The 15,940-nt window shown below is 68.9% G+C and carries 14 protein-coding genes; 8 read left to right on the top strand and 6 right to left on the bottom strand.

From position 1 onward, the window contains the following. Positions 1 to 78: 78 nt before the first annotated feature. The gene (locus NO889_RS03135) at positions 79 to 2,061 is read right to left on the bottom strand and encodes an aconitate hydratase (protein ID WP_256410805.1); all 1,983 of its coding nucleotides are present in this window, start codon (positions 2,059 to 2,061) and stop codon (positions 79 to 81) included. 200 nt (positions 2,062 to 2,261) lie between these two features. Between NO889_RS03135 and NO889_RS03130 the strand changes: the two genes are divergently transcribed. Continuing rightward, positions 2,262 to 2,735: a deoxyuridine 5'-triphosphate nucleotidohydrolase gene (locus NO889_RS03130; protein ID WP_256410804.1), complete on the top strand. Its 474-nt coding sequence runs from the start codon at positions 2,262 to 2,264 to the stop codon at positions 2,733 to 2,735. A 428-nt stretch (positions 2,736 to 3,163) separates the two neighbouring features. On the opposite strand, the gene NO889_RS03125 is transcribed toward NO889_RS03130, so the two are convergent. Together NO889_RS03125 and NO889_RS03120 are read right to left on the bottom strand one after the other, a co-directional pair. Continuing rightward, a complete protein-coding gene (locus tag NO889_RS03125) occupies positions 3,164 to 3,571 on the bottom strand; it encodes a CBS domain-containing protein (RefSeq protein ID WP_256410803.1) in 408 nt (135 codons plus the stop codon). 507 nt (positions 3,572 to 4,078) lie between these two features. Further along, the gene (locus tag NO889_RS03120; RefSeq protein ID WP_256410802.1) at positions 4,079 to 5,035 is read right to left on the bottom strand and encodes a DUF5787 family protein; all 957 of its coding nucleotides are present in this window, start codon (positions 5,033 to 5,035) and stop codon (positions 4,079 to 4,081) included. A 122-nt stretch (positions 5,036 to 5,157) separates the two neighbouring features. Between NO889_RS03120 and NO889_RS03115 the strand changes: the two genes are divergently transcribed. From NO889_RS03115 to NO889_RS03105, 3 genes are all read left to right on the top strand, one after another. Beyond that, positions 5,158 to 5,547: a hypothetical protein gene (locus tag NO889_RS03115; RefSeq protein ID WP_256410801.1), complete on the top strand. Its 390-nt coding sequence runs from the start codon at positions 5,158 to 5,160 to the stop codon at positions 5,545 to 5,547. Next, positions 5,544 to 6,245 (top strand): NUDIX hydrolase, encoded by a 702-nt coding sequence (locus tag NO889_RS03110; RefSeq protein WP_256410800.1) that lies wholly within the window; start codon positions 5,544 to 5,546, stop codon positions 6,243 to 6,245. The genes NO889_RS03115 and NO889_RS03110 overlap by 4 nt, the downstream gene beginning before the upstream one ends. Positions 6,246 to 6,578: 333 nt before the next feature. Then, complete coding sequence (locus tag NO889_RS03105; RefSeq protein WP_256410799.1) at positions 6,579 to 7,412, top strand: NAD+ synthase; 834 nt, start codon at positions 6,579 to 6,581, stop codon at positions 7,410 to 7,412. A gap of 38 nt (positions 7,413 to 7,450) precedes the next feature. Here NO889_RS03105 and NO889_RS03100 read toward each other — a convergent pair whose 3' ends face one another. Together NO889_RS03100 and NO889_RS03095 are read right to left on the bottom strand one after the other, a co-directional pair. Next, positions 7,451 to 7,600 carry a DUF7563 family protein gene (locus NO889_RS03100; protein WP_179234045.1) on the bottom strand — a complete coding sequence of 50 codons (150 nt, stop codon included), beginning with the start codon at positions 7,598 to 7,600 and terminating at the stop codon, positions 7,451 to 7,453. 150 nt (positions 7,601 to 7,750) lie between these two features. After that, positions 7,751 to 8,839 carry an anthranilate phosphoribosyltransferase gene (locus tag NO889_RS03095; RefSeq protein WP_256410798.1) on the bottom strand — a complete coding sequence of 363 codons (1,089 nt, stop codon included), beginning with the start codon at positions 8,837 to 8,839 and terminating at the stop codon, positions 7,751 to 7,753. Between the two features lie 353 nt (positions 8,840 to 9,192). Here NO889_RS03095 and NO889_RS03090 point away from each other — a divergent pair, with 353 nt between their 5' ends. Further along, positions 9,193 to 9,351 carry a DUF7317 family protein gene (locus tag NO889_RS03090; protein WP_256410797.1) on the top strand — a complete coding sequence of 53 codons (159 nt, stop codon included), beginning with the start codon at positions 9,193 to 9,195 and terminating at the stop codon, positions 9,349 to 9,351. An 80-nt stretch (positions 9,352 to 9,431) separates the two neighbouring features. Beyond that, positions 9,432 to 10,496, top strand: coding sequence for a siroheme decarboxylase subunit beta (gene ahbB / locus NO889_RS03085; RefSeq protein WP_256410796.1), 1,065 nt, complete (start codon positions 9,432 to 9,434; stop codon positions 10,494 to 10,496). A 160-nt stretch (positions 10,497 to 10,656) separates the two neighbouring features. On the opposite strand, the gene NO889_RS03080 is transcribed toward ahbB, so the two are convergent. Further along, positions 10,657 to 12,456, bottom strand: coding sequence for an excinuclease ABC subunit C (locus NO889_RS03080; RefSeq protein ID WP_256410795.1), 1,800 nt, complete (start codon positions 12,454 to 12,456; stop codon positions 10,657 to 10,659). 128 nt (positions 12,457 to 12,584) lie between these two features. Between NO889_RS03080 and NO889_RS03075 the strand changes: the two genes are divergently transcribed. Continuing rightward, the gene (locus tag NO889_RS03075; protein WP_256410794.1) at positions 12,585 to 14,210 is read left to right on the top strand and encodes a methyl-accepting chemotaxis protein; all 1,626 of its coding nucleotides are present in this window, start codon (positions 12,585 to 12,587) and stop codon (positions 14,208 to 14,210) included. Between the two features lie 129 nt (positions 14,211 to 14,339). Beyond that, positions 14,340 to 15,734 (top strand): cytochrome P450, encoded by a 1,395-nt coding sequence (locus NO889_RS03070; RefSeq protein WP_256410793.1) that lies wholly within the window; start codon positions 14,340 to 14,342, stop codon positions 15,732 to 15,734. Positions 15,735 to 15,940: the final 206 nt, after the last annotated feature.

Genomic DNA, 15,940 nt, shown 5'->3' with positions numbered 1-15,940 from the left:
AATCATCACCGGTCCCGGAGAGCGGTCGCTCCGGAGGTGAAAAAGAGAGAAGAGAAGAGTCCGAACCCCGATGCGGGTTCAGTCGTCGGCGGGCGCGGCGTCGGAGCCGCCGTCGTGCTGCTGTTTGACCCACGAGAGCTTGCCGCCGGAGGCGAGGATCTCGCGTTCGCGCTCGGAGGCGTCGAGCTCGGCGGTGAACTCCCAGTCGTCGTTCACGCGTGCGGTGAACTCGGTCTCCCCGGAGTTGACGCCCGCGGGCACGTCGTCGACGATCTCGATGTCGTCGCCCTGGTCGATCTTCTCGTAGGTCTCCGCGTCGATGGCGAGCGGGACGATCCCGAAGTTGAACAGGTTCGCCTTGTGGATGCGCGCGAAGCTCTGTGCGAAGACGGCCTCGATCCCGAGGTACATCGGACAGAGGGCGGCGTGCTCGCGCGAGGAGCCCTGCCCGTAGTTCTCGCCGGCCACGAGGACGCCGCCGTCGGCGTCGAGCGCGCGCTGCGCGAACGTGTCGTCGACGCGCGAGAGCGTGAACTCCGAGAGCTTCTCGATGTTCGAGCGGAACTTCAGGATGTCCGCGGTCGCCGGGATGATGTGGTCGGTGGTGATGTTGTCCTCCATCTTGAGGAGCGCCTCGCCGCCGTCCACGTCGATCCCGTCCTTCAGGGGCACGTCGCCGATGTTCGGGCCCTTGACGAGGCCGTCGTCGATCGCCTCGTCGGGCGAGATGATGTCGGAGTCGTCCTTCCCCATGCCGGGGCCGTACTTCGTTCCCATCTCGAGGCCGGGCGCCTCGAGGTCGCCGAGCTCGTCGGCGAGGTCACGCGGGTCGACGATCTCGCCGGTGATGGCCGCCGCGGTGGCGACCTCGGGCGAGCAGAGGAAGACGGAGTCGTCCTCGATGCCGGAGCGACCCTCGAAGTTGCGGTTGAAGGTGCGCAGCGACACGGAGTCGGAGGCGGGCACGTGGCCGATGCCGATACAGGCGCCACACGTCGCCTCGGAGAAGTTGACGCCGGCCGCCATCATCTCCGCGGTCCACCCCTCGCGGGCCAGCATCTCGGAGGCCTGCTTGGAGCCGGGCGCGACGATCATCTCGGTCTGTTTGGCGACCTCGCGACCCTCCAGCATCTTCGCCGCGGGGAGGATGTCCTCGTACGCGCCGTTGGTACAGGAGCCGACGATGACCTGCTCGACGTCGGTCCCCTCGTACTCGCTGACGGGAGCGACGTTGTCGGGCATCGACGGCGCGGCCACGAGCGGCTCGAGCTCGTCGAGGTCGACCTCGATCGTCTCGGCGTACTCGGCGTCCTCGTCGGGCGAGAGCTCGACGAACTCCTCCTCGCGGTCCTGGCGGGCGAGCCAGTCCTTGGTCTTCTCGTCGGTGCCGAAGATCGAGGAGGTGGCGCCGAGCTCGGTGCCGAGGTTCGTGATCGTCGTCCGCTCGGGGATCGTGAGCTTCTCGGCGCCGGGGCCGGTGTACTCGAAGATCTTCCCGACTCCGCCCTTGACGGTCAGCTCGCCGAGCAGGTGGAGCGCGACGTCCTTGGCGGTCGCCCACTCGGGGAGCTCGCCGGTGAGGTGGACGTTGACGACCTCGGGCATCTCGACGTAGTAGGGACCGCCGCCCATCGCGACGGCGATGTCGAGCCCGCCCGCGCCGATCGCGAGCTGGCCGAGCCCGCCGGGCGTCGGGGTGTGCGAGTCGGAGCCGAGCAGCGTCTTGCCGGGCGCGGCGAAGTTCTCCTTGTGGACCTGGTGGCAGATGCCGTTGCCGGGCCGGGAGAAGTACGCGCCGTAGGTGCCGGCGGCAGAGCGGAGGAAACGGTGGTCGTCGGTGTTCTTGAAGTCGAACTGGTACGTCTGGTGGTCACAGTACTGCGCGGCGAGTTCGGTCTGGACCTCGTCGAGATCGAGCGCCTCGAACTGGAGCCAGACCATCGTCCCCGTAGTGTCCTGTGTGAGCACTTGGTCGATGTCGATGCCGATCTCCTCTCCGGGAGTCAGCTCGCCCTCGACGAGGTGGTCGTCGAGGATCTTCTCAGTTATCGTCTTTCCCATATCGGTCGAAGATGGCCGTCCCGTGAATATAAAACCCGCGAGTGTTCCGCCGGATCGAACGTGTGGAACGCCGGATCCAGCAAGAATTGAGCGAACACGACCGTGATGACACACCGAACGGCGGCGGATCCGTCGGGGGTCTCTCGGGCTCGCGACGCGCGGACGATACGGTTTTGCCCCCGCCGCGGCTCCGGGATGACATGTTCGAATCGGGGGAGTTCGTGGCGGCCGCCTTAGCGGCCGCGGGTGCGACGATCGAACCGAACCAGCGACAGCCGAACGGGGTCGATCTCACGGCTGGGGCCGTCTTCCGGCAGACCGATCCCGGACGCATCGGTCGCGAGGGGAAACGCGTCGGCGACCGGGTCGAACTCGAGACGGACGACGGCACGTACCGGCTGGACCGCGGCACCTACGTCGTCCGGTACGGCGAGCCGGTGCGGATCCCCGAGGGGCACGTCGGATTCGTGCTCCCGCGGTCGACGCTGCTTCGCAACTCGTGTACGCTCGACACCGCGGTGTGGGACGCCGGCTACGAGGGGGTCGGCGAGGGGCGTCTCGACGTGGGACACGAACTCGAGATCGAACCCGGCGCGCGGATCGCTCAGCTGGTGTTCGCGCGCGCCGATCACGACGGGACGTACGACGGCGACTACCAGTCCGAGGGGCTCTGAGCGGCGGTCACGGCGCCACGGCTCGTGGTTCAAAATGAACGAACGACCCCGCGTGCCGACAAAAAGTGGCACGCGGGGTCGTTCAGTAGGTCCCCGCTGACGCTTCGGCCCTCCAAGCGAAGCGTCACCTGATGACTGGCGCGTGAACCACTTAACGGTGCCGGGGGCGGCAGATACGACGTGTTAACGATAGCCGTTTACTTAATAACCGTGAGGAACTCGGCGACCGGAGTGGCGGTCGTCCGGATACCTCCACGACCTCGGCGAGACGTGCTCGACGGAGGCCATTGTGAAGGGGTTGCGGCGTACGCGATCGGTCACGGTTTCCGTGGGGTCGCCGCCGGAAACTCCCCGGAGATAGGGTCGTCTCTTGACGGGATCTCGGACGCGGACGCGAGCGTCCTCGAGGGGTGAGCGGACCGCGTCGCCTACGACGCGAGCGGCGAGGAACCGGAGACGTACGCCGCGAAGTCCGAGGTGGTGATGATACCGATGGGGGTCCCCTCGTCGTCGACGACCGGCACGTGATGGAACCCGTGGTCGATCATCGTGGCGGCGATCGCCGAGACGGCGTCCTGTGCGCCCGCCGTGATCGGGTCCGGCGTCATGTATCGCTCGACCGTCGTCTCGGCTTTGGGTTGGCTCTTCGCGACGATCTCGACGAAGTCGGTGGTGGTGAGGATCCCGACCAACCGGCCGTCCTCCACGACGAGCGCGGAGCTGATGTCGTTCTCGAGGAGGACGGCCGCGGCGTCCTCGACGAGCGTGTCCGGGGTGACGGTGTGGAGGTCGGTCGTCATCAACCGAGCGACGAAGACGTCCTCGATGTCGTTCATACGGAGAGATCCCACCGTCGCCGTATAAGCGTTCTCACGGGCGGGATACCGGGTATCGGGACGAGTCTTGACGTCGTCCGAACCCGTCGAGACCCTCCTTTTCGGATGCGATCTCGTCCGAAACCGTCGATCGGTGAGTAGTGCTCGTAGAACGGGTGTTTCGGTGGGAAATTGGATAGATAGAGGGAGATCGTTGCTGACGGAGTGAACACTCACAAAGCCCGAGTCGCTCGGCTGTACGCGGTGAAACAACCGACTGTGGAGAACGCCTCCAAAGTCCCAGCCGCGAGGACTCGCGCGACTCGTTGCGCGCTTCAGTCACCCACTCCGTTCGTTCCTTCCAGGGCTTACGTCGTCGAGCTTCGTCCTCGTGGCAGCGAGGCGCTCCGCGCCTCTGACAGCCGGCGGCGGAGCCGCCGGCGACGACACCGCGATCAGTCGGTGTTTTGTCTGTACTAACCCCTCCCGGCCAGAACGTATCGCCTGCTGGGAGTTTCAACCGAGCCGTCACTGGAACCGGGAGAGCCCCGACTGCCTGCGCGGGCCGTCGCCGTCGGGGTCCGCGACCCACGCCGTTCGCCCGTCGCGGAGGCGGTCGCGGTCGAGCGCCGGCGGGTCGGCGGGGTCGCGTTCGGGACAGCCGGGACCGCACTCGCGACCCGGATCGACCACGCGGTCGAACCGCTCACAGTGGGGTCGACCGTCGTCCGTGCCCCTCGCGTGCGCGCACGCCGGCGGCTCCGGTCGCCACCCCTTCCCGTAGGCGCGCTCGGCGATCCGGCGGCGCTTCCGCGCCTTCGCCTCGGGCGAGACGAGCGCGACGTCGGTCCGGGTCGACCGCTTCTCGCGGATCTCGACGCCCGGCGCGTCCGGATCGAGGGCGGCCGGTTTCCGGACCACCTCGCGTTCGCCCGTCTCCGGGTCGAACCGCCAGACGCCGACCGGGTCGGGGATCCGGTTGAGGTGCGCACGGGTGACGTAGGAGGCGGTCGCGAGCACGACCCGATCGAAGAGCCCGAGCGCGGCGTCGTACCGGAGCTGGGCCGACAGGTCGCCGGGCGTCCCGAGGTCGGGCTTGTTCTCGATCGCGGTCAGCGACCCGACCCAGTCGTCGGGGTAGCGGGCGGTCGCGCGCACGACCGGTCGCCCGCCGCGGCGCTCGCGCTCGAGGTAGCCGGCCTCGACGGCGGCGTCGGCGACCGCGCTCGCGCGCTCCGGCGGGAGGTCGAACGCGTCGGCGACCGGGACGGCCTCGCCGGGGCCGACGCGCCCCTCGACCGCCGCGTGCGGGATCCGGTCGGGCGTCAGGGCGGCCCGCGCGTCGAAGTCGGGCCCCGGCGTCAGCACGCAGACGTCGACGATCCGCGCCCCCGGCCGCGTCACGCCCGCGCCGAGCTGGCGGGCGACCACGCGGTCCGGGGACTCGAGGGCCGCACAGAGGGCCAGCTCGAACCGGAACTCCATGTTCGAGGGAGGGCCGCCGAGATCTAAAAGTCGTCGGCGTCGACCGTCCCGTCCGCCGACGGAGGGAGTGCGGCGGCGGCCGCGGCCGAAACCCGTATTCGACGCCGCTCCCTATTCCAGGTATGCGCCCGGTCACGCGGAACCTCCTCGTCGCGCTCGCGGTGATCGCGCTCGCGCTGCTGGCGTTGGGCGCGCTGCCGAGCTACCTCGGGAGCGGCGATCCCTACTACCTCACCGCCGAGCCGATCGAGACCGACGAGCCGACCGCGAACGCCACAGGTCTCTCCGAGCGCCGCTACCCGTACCTGACGGCCGCGATCGGAAGCGAGGACGGCCGCTCGGAGCCGTACCTGATGGGTCCCTACGGGATGAAGGAGTGGTTCACCCACACGCCGTTCGACGAGGTGGACGCGCTCACCCGGCGCGCGCCGGAGGCGGGGACCGACGGCGGCGTCCGGGTCGAGCGCGACGGCCAAACGTATTACGTCGAGGTGACGCAGTCCCCGACATGACCGACGACGCGGACCACGACGGCGCGGACCAGGGCGACGGCGCGGACCGCGAGGTCGACCCGATCCGCGGCGGCGACGACCCGACCGGTTCGCCGTGGGGTCACCCCGCGAGCGATTTACGCGACCTGCCGGCCTTTTCAGACGGGCGGCTCCACTCGCTGCCGGGCGAGCCGGAGTGGCCGGTCCGGGAGGTCGCCGTCGAGTACGACCCCGGCTGGTTCGTCGGGGGATACGACCGGGTCGAACAGCCCGACGGGACGGAGAAGAACTACTACTGGGCGGAGCTCCCGCCCGCGACGGTCGTGGTCGCGGTCGCCGACGACGCGGTCCTGTTCGTCGAGCAGTACCGCCCGACGGTGCGGAACACCCAGCTGGAGCTACCGGCCGGGATCGTCGAGCCCGGCGAGTCCTACACCGCCGCGGGGGCCCGCGAGCTCGCCGAGGAGACCGGCTTCGCCCCCTCGTCGACGACGCTGCTCCAGGAGGTGTGGTGTTCGACCGGCGTGTTGCGACACCGGCGGGGATACGTGTTCGCCGAGGGGTTGGAGCCGGTCGACGTCGACGCCGACAGCAACGAGTTCCTCGTCCCGCGGACCGTGCCGGTCGACGAGGCGCTCGCGATCGCGCGCGAGACCCCGACGAACGACGCGACCCTGGAGGGGTTGCTGCTGGCCGAGCGCGACGGGATGTTGGAGTAGCGCGTCCTCGAGGGGTCGAACGACCGGCTACGCGTCGTCGGCGGCGCGGTGACGACCGCCGAATCCCGGCCGCGGACGGCGCCGCGACCGCACCTCACGCCTCCCCAGCCTCGGTCTCGCCGACCCGCCGGAACCGCCGGCGGGTCACCTCGACCTCCCTCGCGCGGACTCCTCGCGCCCTCCGGGCGCTCGGAGGCGCGCGCCGACAGCGAACCGATTTGTCTCGCTCCGTTCACGAGGGCCATCTTCACGATATCCATCGAAAACCGGACGTGCGTCCAGTTCGAGTCCGGAACGGGGAGCTATTAGTCGTCTCGGCCCCACCCTTCCTTCATGAGCCAGACGCCGGAGCAGTCAGTGTTGCTGTCGGAGGACCCCCCGATCGATCTGCGACTCTCGGAGGCGGAACTGGAGGAGGCGCGCGAGCGCATCGTCTCGTTCATCGCCGACGTCGTCGACGACGCGGGTGCGGAGGGGGCCGTCCTCGGTCTCTCGGGCGGGATCGACTCGACACTCACCGCCCACCTCGCGGTCGAGGCGCTCGGCGAGGACGGCCTCCACGGGATCACGATGCCCGCCGCGATGAACGACCCGGACGTGATGAGCGACGCCGAGCGGGTGGCTCACGACCTCGGGATCGAGTACGACGTGGTTGAGATCCAGCCGATCGCGGAGTCGTTCTTCGCTGCGTTTCCGGAGGCCGCCGAGGACCGGACGGCGGCGGGGAACGTGTACGTTCGGACCCGTGCGGTCCTGAACTACTTCGTCGCCAACGCGGAGAACCGGGTGGTGCTCGGGACGGGTAACCGCGCGGAGGCGATGACGGGATACTTCACCAAGTACGGCGACCAGGCGGTCGACTGTAACCCGATCGGCAACCTCTACAAACAGCAGGTGCGCCAGCTGGCCGCCCACGTCGGCGTCCCCCGCGACCTCGTGATGCAGGAGCCGACCGCCGGGATGTGGGAGGGACAGACAGACGCCGAGGAGATGGGCCTCGATTACGACACCGTCGACGCGATCCTCGCGGTCCACGTCGACGGCGGGCTCTCGCGAGCGGCGACGGTTCGAGAGCTGGGTCTTCCCGAGGAGGCCGTCGATCGGGTCGTCGAGCTGTACGAGCGAAGCGCGCACAAGCGGTCGATGCCGCCCGCACCGACCCGCTAGGCGGCCGTTTTCGCTTTCTTCGTCCGGTTTCGGGCGGATCAGGCGTCGTGGGCCCGTTCCTTCGCGACCTCCGCGATCCCGGCGTTCGCCGAGCAGTTCGGACACGCGTGTATCCGGCCGCGAGCGTCCGCGAACACCCGGACGAACCGTTCGGAGACGTGCGCCTGACAGTGTTCACACGTCGGCATGATGTGACGGGGTATCGTGGGTCATGTTCGGTACACGTTCCCTTGGCTCCGGAGACTCAAGACGGCTTTCCGAATTTCGTCCAAAATTCGACCCGGATCGGCTGATTCGGTCGCGAGAGCGGGCGACGAAACCGCGTTCGAACGGTGCCCTCAGAAGTCGCGGAGCGCCTCGAGGACCTCGCGGGCGGAGCCGTCGTCGATGGCCGCACGGGCCGCCTCGAGGCCCTCCTCGATCGAGTCGGCGTCTTCGCGGGCGTAGATCCGTAGCGCCGCGTTGACCGCGACCGCGTCGGCGAACGCCCCGTCGCGCTCGCCCGCCAGGATCTCCTCGGTGATGGCGGCCGACTCGGCCGCGACGTCGTCGACCGCGAGATCCGCCTCCTCGAGGTCCATCCCGTACTCGGCGGTCTCGATCTCGAAGTCGTCGAAGGACGCGCCGTCGCTGCCGGCGTCGTCTCCCGCCGCGTCCCACTCGGCGACCTTGGTGTACCCCGGCCGCACGTCGTCGTACCCCTCCATCCCCTGAAACATCAGGACGCGGTCGAGGTCGTGGAACTCGCTCTCGACGAACGTGTCGACCACCTTCTTCGCGAACGCGAGGTGGTAGAACGAGCCGAGGTGGATCGACGCGCCCGCGGGGTTCGCCAGCGTCTCGATGGTGTTGACGAACGTCCGGACGCCCATCATGTCGCGGCGCTCGAACAGCTCGTCGATCGCGGGGTTGAACGCGGGCTGGTAGTAGAAGCCGAAGCCGGTCTCGTCGACCATGTCGGCGGAGTCACGGGGCGTCAGCTCGGTGTGGACGCCCAGCTCGTCGAGGACGTGTTTGTACGCGTCCTGCTTCTGGGTCGGGACGCGGTCGCCCGAGTGGACGACGACGGGCGTGCCCGCCGCGGCCGCGACCGCGCCGGCGGCCACGCCGAGGATCGCGGTCCGACCCTTCCCGTCGTAGTTCGCGCCACAATCGACGGGGTCGGCGTCGGGCTCCGCGTACTCGACGCGATCGCACATGACGTCGACGTACGCTCCGAGCTCCTCGGGCGTGTTGCGCTTCCAGCGGTTCGCGAGCCAGAACGCTCCGAGGGTCGTCGGGTCGGGCTCGTCCGCGAGGATACGTTCGAACGCCTCCGTCGCCTGCGCGCGGGTCAGGTCGTCGGCCGACTTGTGCCCGGAGCCGCAGACCTCGGTCATCAGCCGCTTGAGGGGCCACTCGCCGAACTCCTGGGTCGCCTGAGCCATATGCGACGTTCGGGTTCTCGAACGAAAAGCCTCTCGCTCGACTCCCACGCGGCGGGAACGGTGTCGAGGCCCCCGTCGATCGAGAGCGTCTCGGTCGGGTCCCTCGATGACGGGGCGTTGACCGCCGGTGGACCGTCGTCGAGCGCGAGACGTGGGGAACGTCGAACGAGATACGACGGGAGCCGCGTGAAGCCGAGATCGTGAGACTCGTTACCAAATTAAAACCGATTAGACGTACACTTTTATGGCCAGTATATGAATATACGAAACAATATCCGATCTCTACTGTCCGTTACCGGTTCTAAAATCCGATACTATTATATGTTCGTCCATCCACGTGTGACTCGTACCAGATGACGTCCAAATCCGTGGCGACCGCACTCACGCTGTATCGCTCCCGCACGCTGACGCTCGAGCAGGCCGCAACCGTCGGTGGCTGCTCTACGGCACAGCTCGAGGAGAGCGCTCGGGCGTTCGCGCCGGTCTCCGCCCGGCACCCCGCCGACGACTGAACTCCCGCGCTCCGAACGGCGACTACCTTGCGGAACGATCCTCCGAAACGCGTAGGTACGCGCGACCCCTGCTACCGGTAATGAGTCTGGACGCCGACTGGCGGGCCGGGATCGACGCGGTCGACGCCGCGCTCATCGACGGATACCAGAGCGGCTTCCCCGTCGAGTCGCGGCCGTTCGAGCGCGTCGCGGCGGAGATCGCGGTCGAAACGGGCGTCGACGTCGACGGCGACGAGGTCCTCGACCGCGTTCGCGACCTCCGCGAACGCGGCGTGTTCCGGCGGTTCGGCGCGGTGCTCAACCCGCCCGTCATCGGCTCCTCGACGCTGGCGGCCGTGCGCGCGCCCGAGGACCGGTTCGACGAGATCGCCGAGGTCATCAACGGCTACCGACAGGTGAACCACAACTACCGTCGGGACCACGAGTGGAACCAGTGGTTCGTCGTCACCGCCGGCTCCCGCGAGAGGCGCGACGCGATCCTCGTCGAGATCGAGGAGCGAACCGGTTGTGACGTGTTGAACCTCCCGATGCTCACGGACTACTACATCGACCTGGAGTTCCCCGTGGTGAACGGCGACCGGTTCGCCAGGGAATCGCTGGAACGGACGGACGTGTCGGCCACCCGCATCTCCGAGGACGCCCGTGGCGACCTGAACGCGCTCGAGGCCGACCTCCTCGTCGCGATCCAGGACGGCTTCCCGCTGTCCGCGACCCCCTACGCCGACGTGGCTCGCGAGATCGGTGCCGACGTCGACGACGTGCTCGCGGCGGTCGACCGCCTGCTCGCCGACGGCTGTATCAAGCGTATCGGCTGCGTCGTCAACCACGTCGTCACCGGTTTCACGAACAACTGTATGGTCGTCTGGGACGTGCCCGACGACGAGCTCGACGCGCGCGGCGAGGCGGTCGGAAGCCTCCCGTACGTCACCCTCTGTTACCACCGGCCGCGCCGCCCCGAGCAGGGGTGGGAGTACGACCTGTTCACGATGATCCACGGCCGCGAGGCCGAGGCGGTCGACGCGAAGATCGACGAGCTCGCCGCGGAGTACCTCCCGTTCGAGCACGAGCGGCTCTACTCGACGGAGACGCTGAAACAGACCGGCGCGCGGTACGACGAACTCGTCGCGGACGAGGCCGGTAACTGAGCACCGACCGCCTCGCCGCGGTCGATCCCCGTCGTCGACTCGCGCGGTCCGTGAGTATACATTCGAAGCCGCGGCCATCCACCCCGTGGTCTGATGGAGGCCCGGAACGGGGGGCGGGTGCGCGGCGGTCGTTCCGGGAGGGTTCGCCGCCTGCTCGCCACTACAACCGGTCCCGGAGCCGTCGGGCCGTCGTGTCGCCGACGCCGTCGATATCGGTGAGATCCTCCAACGAGGCCTCGCGGACGTTCTCGACCGACCCGAACCGTCGGAGCAGTCCCTTTCGCGTCTCCGGGCCCACGCCGGGAACGTCGTCGAGCACCGTCTTCACTTCGTCGCGGACGGTCTGGTGGTACTGGACGGCGAAGCGGTGCGCCTCGTCGCGGACGCGCTGGAGCAGGTGGAGCTCCGGCGCGTCGTCGGGCCACCGCAGCGGCCCGTTCGGCGTCACCACCAGCTCTTCGGCCTTCGCCAAGGCGATCGCCGGCACCTCCCAGTCGGTCTCGACGAGCGCATCGCGCGCCGCACCGAGCTGCCCCTCGCCGCCGTCGATGAGAAGCAGATCCGGGTCCGGGCGGTCGTCGCGGCCCTCGATCGCCCGGATCGCACGCCAGCGGACCAGCTCCCGCACGTTGGCGTAGTCGTCGTTGCGATCGGTGAGCTTCTTCCGGCGGTACTCGCTCGTCCGAGCGCTCCCGTCGACGAAACAGACGTTCGAACCGACGACCGCGGTCCCGGACGCGTGGCTCACGTCGAACCCCTCGATCCGCGCCGGGCGGTCGATCCCGAGACGGTCGGCCAGCGCGCCGACGGGGTCGTCGCGGCCGCCGCGCTTTCGGGCGTTCTTCAACGCGAGCTCGACGAGCTTCGCCTCCCGTCCGGCGCCGGGGACGCGGACCGAGACGCCCTCGCGTTCGAGCCACTCGATCACGTCGGGGTCGGACGGACGTTCCGCGAGGAGGACCGCGTCGGGGAACTCGCGTTCGGCGTAGTACTGGGTGAGAAACGCCGAGAGCACCGCCGCCGGTGTGTGCGCGTCGACGACGGATTCCTCGGCGTCACCGACCACCTCCCCGTCGTTCGCGTTCTCCACCGCCGCGGTCACCGTCGGCGTGTCGAGCCGGTGGCGACTCCGGTCGACGAGCTGGCCGCGCTCGCTGTGGAGGCGCGCCACGCGGGCGGTATCGCCCTCGACGACGGCGGCGAGCACGTCGACGGTGCGGTCGTCGGATCGGTCGCTCACCGCCTCGCCGCCCTCACCGTGAAACGCCTCGACGGCCTCGAGCCGGTCGCGGAGGTTCGCCGCGCGCTCGAACTCGGCGTTCTCGGCGGCCGCCTCCATTCGGCGGCGGAGCGGGTCGGCGAGTGCGCCGGTCTCACCTTCGAAGAAGCGGCGTGCGGCGGCGACGTCCTCGGCGTAGCTCTCGGGATCGATCTCGCCGGTACAGGGTGCCGAGCAGATCCCCATCTCGTAGTCGAGACACGGTCGGTCACGATTCGCGTACTTGTGGTCCGAACAGCCGCGGAGCCGGTACTCGTCTCGGATCGCCTTCACGACCGTCTCGACGCGCCCCTTGTTCGTGAACGGGCCGTACGCGAGTGCGCCCTCGTCGGGATCGCGTGTCACCTCGATCCGCGAAACCTCGTGATCGGAAAACGCAACCAGTGGATAGGACTTGTCGTCCTTCAGCCGGACGTTGTACCGCGGCCGGAGTCGCTTTATCAGGTTGGCCTCGAGCAGCAGCGCCTGCGTCTCGGTGTCGGTGACGGCGAACTCGACCTGGTCCGCCCGCTCGACCATTCCGCGGATCCGGGCCGACCGCGGATCGGCGTACGACCGGACTCGATCACGGAGATCGACCGCCTTGCCGACGTACAGGGTCGTCTCTCCGGACCGGAACTGGTACACGCCGGGTTCCGTCGGGAGATCGGCCGCACGGGCTCTCACGGCGTCGACATCCATCGATGGCACGTAGCCGACGGACGCGCTTGAACGCTGCGGGCGGGATCCGTCGGCGACGGATGGAAGTATCAGATCTGATTTTCCAGGGCCGGATATTATATAGGCGGTTCGGAGAGGTTCGGGTGATCATGGCGGGATTTCGAGGGCTCCTCCGTCGCGTGTTCGGGAGGGACCGGAACGCACGGTCGGTTCCGGACGGCGGCGTCGTCGTTGACGAGTCGTCGGACGGGGGACTCCGGAAGGCGGACGACGGAGACGCGACGGGGAGACGAACGGGCGAACGACACACCGTCAGCGACGAGGACGGCGTCGACCGAGCGAAGACGCTCGCGAGTGCCGGGTTCCAACAGGTGTTCAACGCGATGAGCGTTCCGACGTTCATTCTCGACCGTGAAGGCCACGTCGCCGAGTGGAACGAGTCGATCGCCGCGCTCACCGGGGTCGACCGCGAGGACGCGATCGGTCACGGCCACGTTTCCGAGCTGTTCTACCCGGACGGCCGCCGGGCCGACACGCTCGCCGACAAGGTGCTCGACGCGCCGGAAGACGCGGACGAGGTGTACGACGTCGAGCGGCGCGATCCGGCCAAGAACCGATACCGAGACTCCAGCACGATGGTCGACCGCCACGGCGACGAGCGGCACATCGACTTCACCGCGACCCCGCTGTACGACGACGACACCGGCGAGTTCGTGGGCGTGACCGAGGTGGTCATCGACCGGACTGAGACGGTGACCGAGCGCGACGCGACCGCGGCGCTGCTCGAAGAGGTGCGCCAGACCGCGGACGCGATCGGCGACGGCGACCTCGACGTCCGCGCGGCGCGGCGGGAATCGTTCGAGCACCTCAACGACGAACTCCTCCGCGTCGTCGACGTCGTCAACGGGATGGCCGAGAACCTCGACGAGCTCTCCTCGAGCGTCCACTCGAAGGCGCGCGACCTCGACGCGACCGTCGAAGAGGCCGGTAGCGCGGCCGCGGACATCGCGGAGAACGTTGACGAGCAGAACGAGTTGTTAGAGGAGAGCGTCTCGGAGATGCAGTCCTTCTCGGCGGGGATGGAAGAGGTCGCCGCCACCGCCGACCAGGTCGACTCCGCCGCCGTCGCCGCCAGCGAGGCCGTGGACGAGGGGCTCGACGCCAGCGAGGACGCCCGCGAGGCGACGGGAGACGTCGTCGAGATCGGCGACGAGCTGGTCGACAGCGTCGGCGCGCTCTCCGAGCGGATGGACGACATCGAGGAGGTGATCGAGGTGATATCCGACGTGGCCGAGCAGACGAACCTGCTCGCGTTAAACGCCAACATCGAGGCTGCCCGCGCCGGCGAGGACGGCAACGGCTTCGCGGTCGTCGCCGAGGAGGTGAAGAAGCTCGCCGACGAGACCCGCGGCTACACCGAGGAGATCACGGAGAGCCTCGACAAGCTCCAGGAGCAGTCCGCGGAGACGACGACCGCGGTCGAGCGCTCCCACGAGCGCATCGAGGACGCCGGCATCGAGATCGAGACCGTTCTCGATTCGCTCGAAGAGATCGCGGACGCCGTCGACGAGGCGGCGGCGGGCGTCGCGGAGGTGGCGCGCACGACCGACGACCAAGCCGCCACCGTCGAGGAGCTCACCTCGTCGCTGGAGGCGGTCCGCGAGCGTTCCGACCGCACCGAGGACGCGACCGACCGCATCGTCGACGCCACCGAGAACCAGGAGGCGGCCGTGGAAGAGCTCATCGACTGGGTCGAACGGCTCGACGCCCGGTGACCGAGCGCTGGCGGCCCGCCGTTTCACAGCGGCGATCCCGTCGCATTCTCGGAGCCAACGCCCCGTACCTCGTCTCCCGCGTTTCTCGCCTCGCCGAACGTTTAACCCTGCTCAACCCCCAGAACTCGTATGTCCGTCACGCCGCCCGGACCCATCGGGGACCCCCTCTTCGGCAACGGCCGCCAGTACGCCGACGACCCCTTCAGTTTCATGCGCGCCTGCGCCGATAGCTACGGCGACGTCGTGCGCTTCGATCTCGGGCCGCGCGAAACGTACCTGCTCACGAACCCCGACGACATCGAGCGCGTGCTCGTCTCGGAGGCGGAACGGTACCGCAAACCGCAGTTCGGCGACGACGCGATGGACCGGCTGCTCGGCCAGGGACTGCTCATGAGCGAGGGCGACACCTGGCGGCGCCAGCGGAACCTCGCGAACCCCTCATTCCACAATCGCCGGATCGGCGCGCTCGCGGGAACGATGGTCGATCACACCGAGTCGCAGCTCGCGAACTGGGGCGACGGCGACGTCGTCGACGTCCAGCTGGAGGTCGCCCGCCTCACCGTCCGGATCATCGTCTCTGCGATGTTCGGTGCGGACGTCACGGACGAGGAAGTGAAGACGGTCCAGGAGGAGTTGGAGCCGCTCGGCGCGCGATTCGAGCCGGATCCGCGCCGGTTCCTGATCCCGAACTGGGTGCCGACCCGCGAGAACCGCGAGTTCGACGCCGCCGTCGACACCCTCGAGTCGGTGATCGACGGGATCGTCGAGCGCCGGCGGGGCACCGAGCGCGACCCCGCCGTCGATCCGGCCGGTCCCGAAGGGGTCGCCGTGGCGGGCCCGTCGGGGGATCCGGACGGCGACCTGCCGATGGACCTGCTGTCGGTCCTGCTGCGTGCGCGCGACCGCGGCGAGCAGACCGACGAGAACCTACGCGACGAGCTGGTGACGATGCTCCTGGCCGGCCACGACACGACCGCGCTCGCGTTGACGTACACGTTCTACCTCCTCTCGAAGCACCCCGACGCGAGAGCGCGCGTGGAGCGGGAGGCGGCGGCCGCGACCGAGTCGGGGTCGCCCGACGCCGCGGACGCCAGGGAGATGACGTACACCGACCGGGTCCTCTCGGAGTCGATGCGGCTGTACCCGCCCGTCTACACCCTGTTTCGCGAGCCCAAGCTCGACGTGAAGATCGACGGCTACCGGATCCCCGAGGGCTCCGCGCTGATGTGCTCGCAGTGGGTGGTCCACCGCTCCTCGCGGTGGTACGACGACCCCGAGACGTTCGACCCGAGCCGGTGGACGCCCGAGCGCCGGAGCGCGCGGCCCCGGTTCGCGTACTTCCCGTTCGGCGGCGGGCCGCGCCACTGTATCGGGAAGGCGTTCTCGCTGCTGGAAGCGAAGCTCATCCTCGCGTGCGTCTGTTCGCGCTACGAGCTCGACTACGAGGGGCCCGACCTCTCGCTTCGCGGGTCGCTGACGATGCACCCGGACCACCCGGTGCCGATGCGGATCCGCGAGCGGTGAGCGAAGCCGTGTCACAGGTCCTCCGAAGCGTCCCGGCGCGCCCGGTCGCGGGCCGCGGCCCGCGACCGGAACGCGAGGGAGTCAGTCGCCGGAGGCGACTGACGAGGCTGGGGAGGCGTGAGGTGCGGTGCTGTGCGGGGTGGGGCTTTGGCGGCGTTCACCGCGCCAGCAACGATTTCGCACTGCGCGGCCGACGTATCGGCCAC

This window comes from Halorubrum rubrum, assembly GCF_024494685.1.
Classification (GTDB): Archaea; Halobacteriota; Halobacteria; order Halobacteriales; family Haloferacaceae; genus Halorubrum; species Halorubrum rubrum.
Note: the sequence above shows the minus strand (reverse complement) of the source record. Positions and strands in the feature narration are given on the sequence as shown.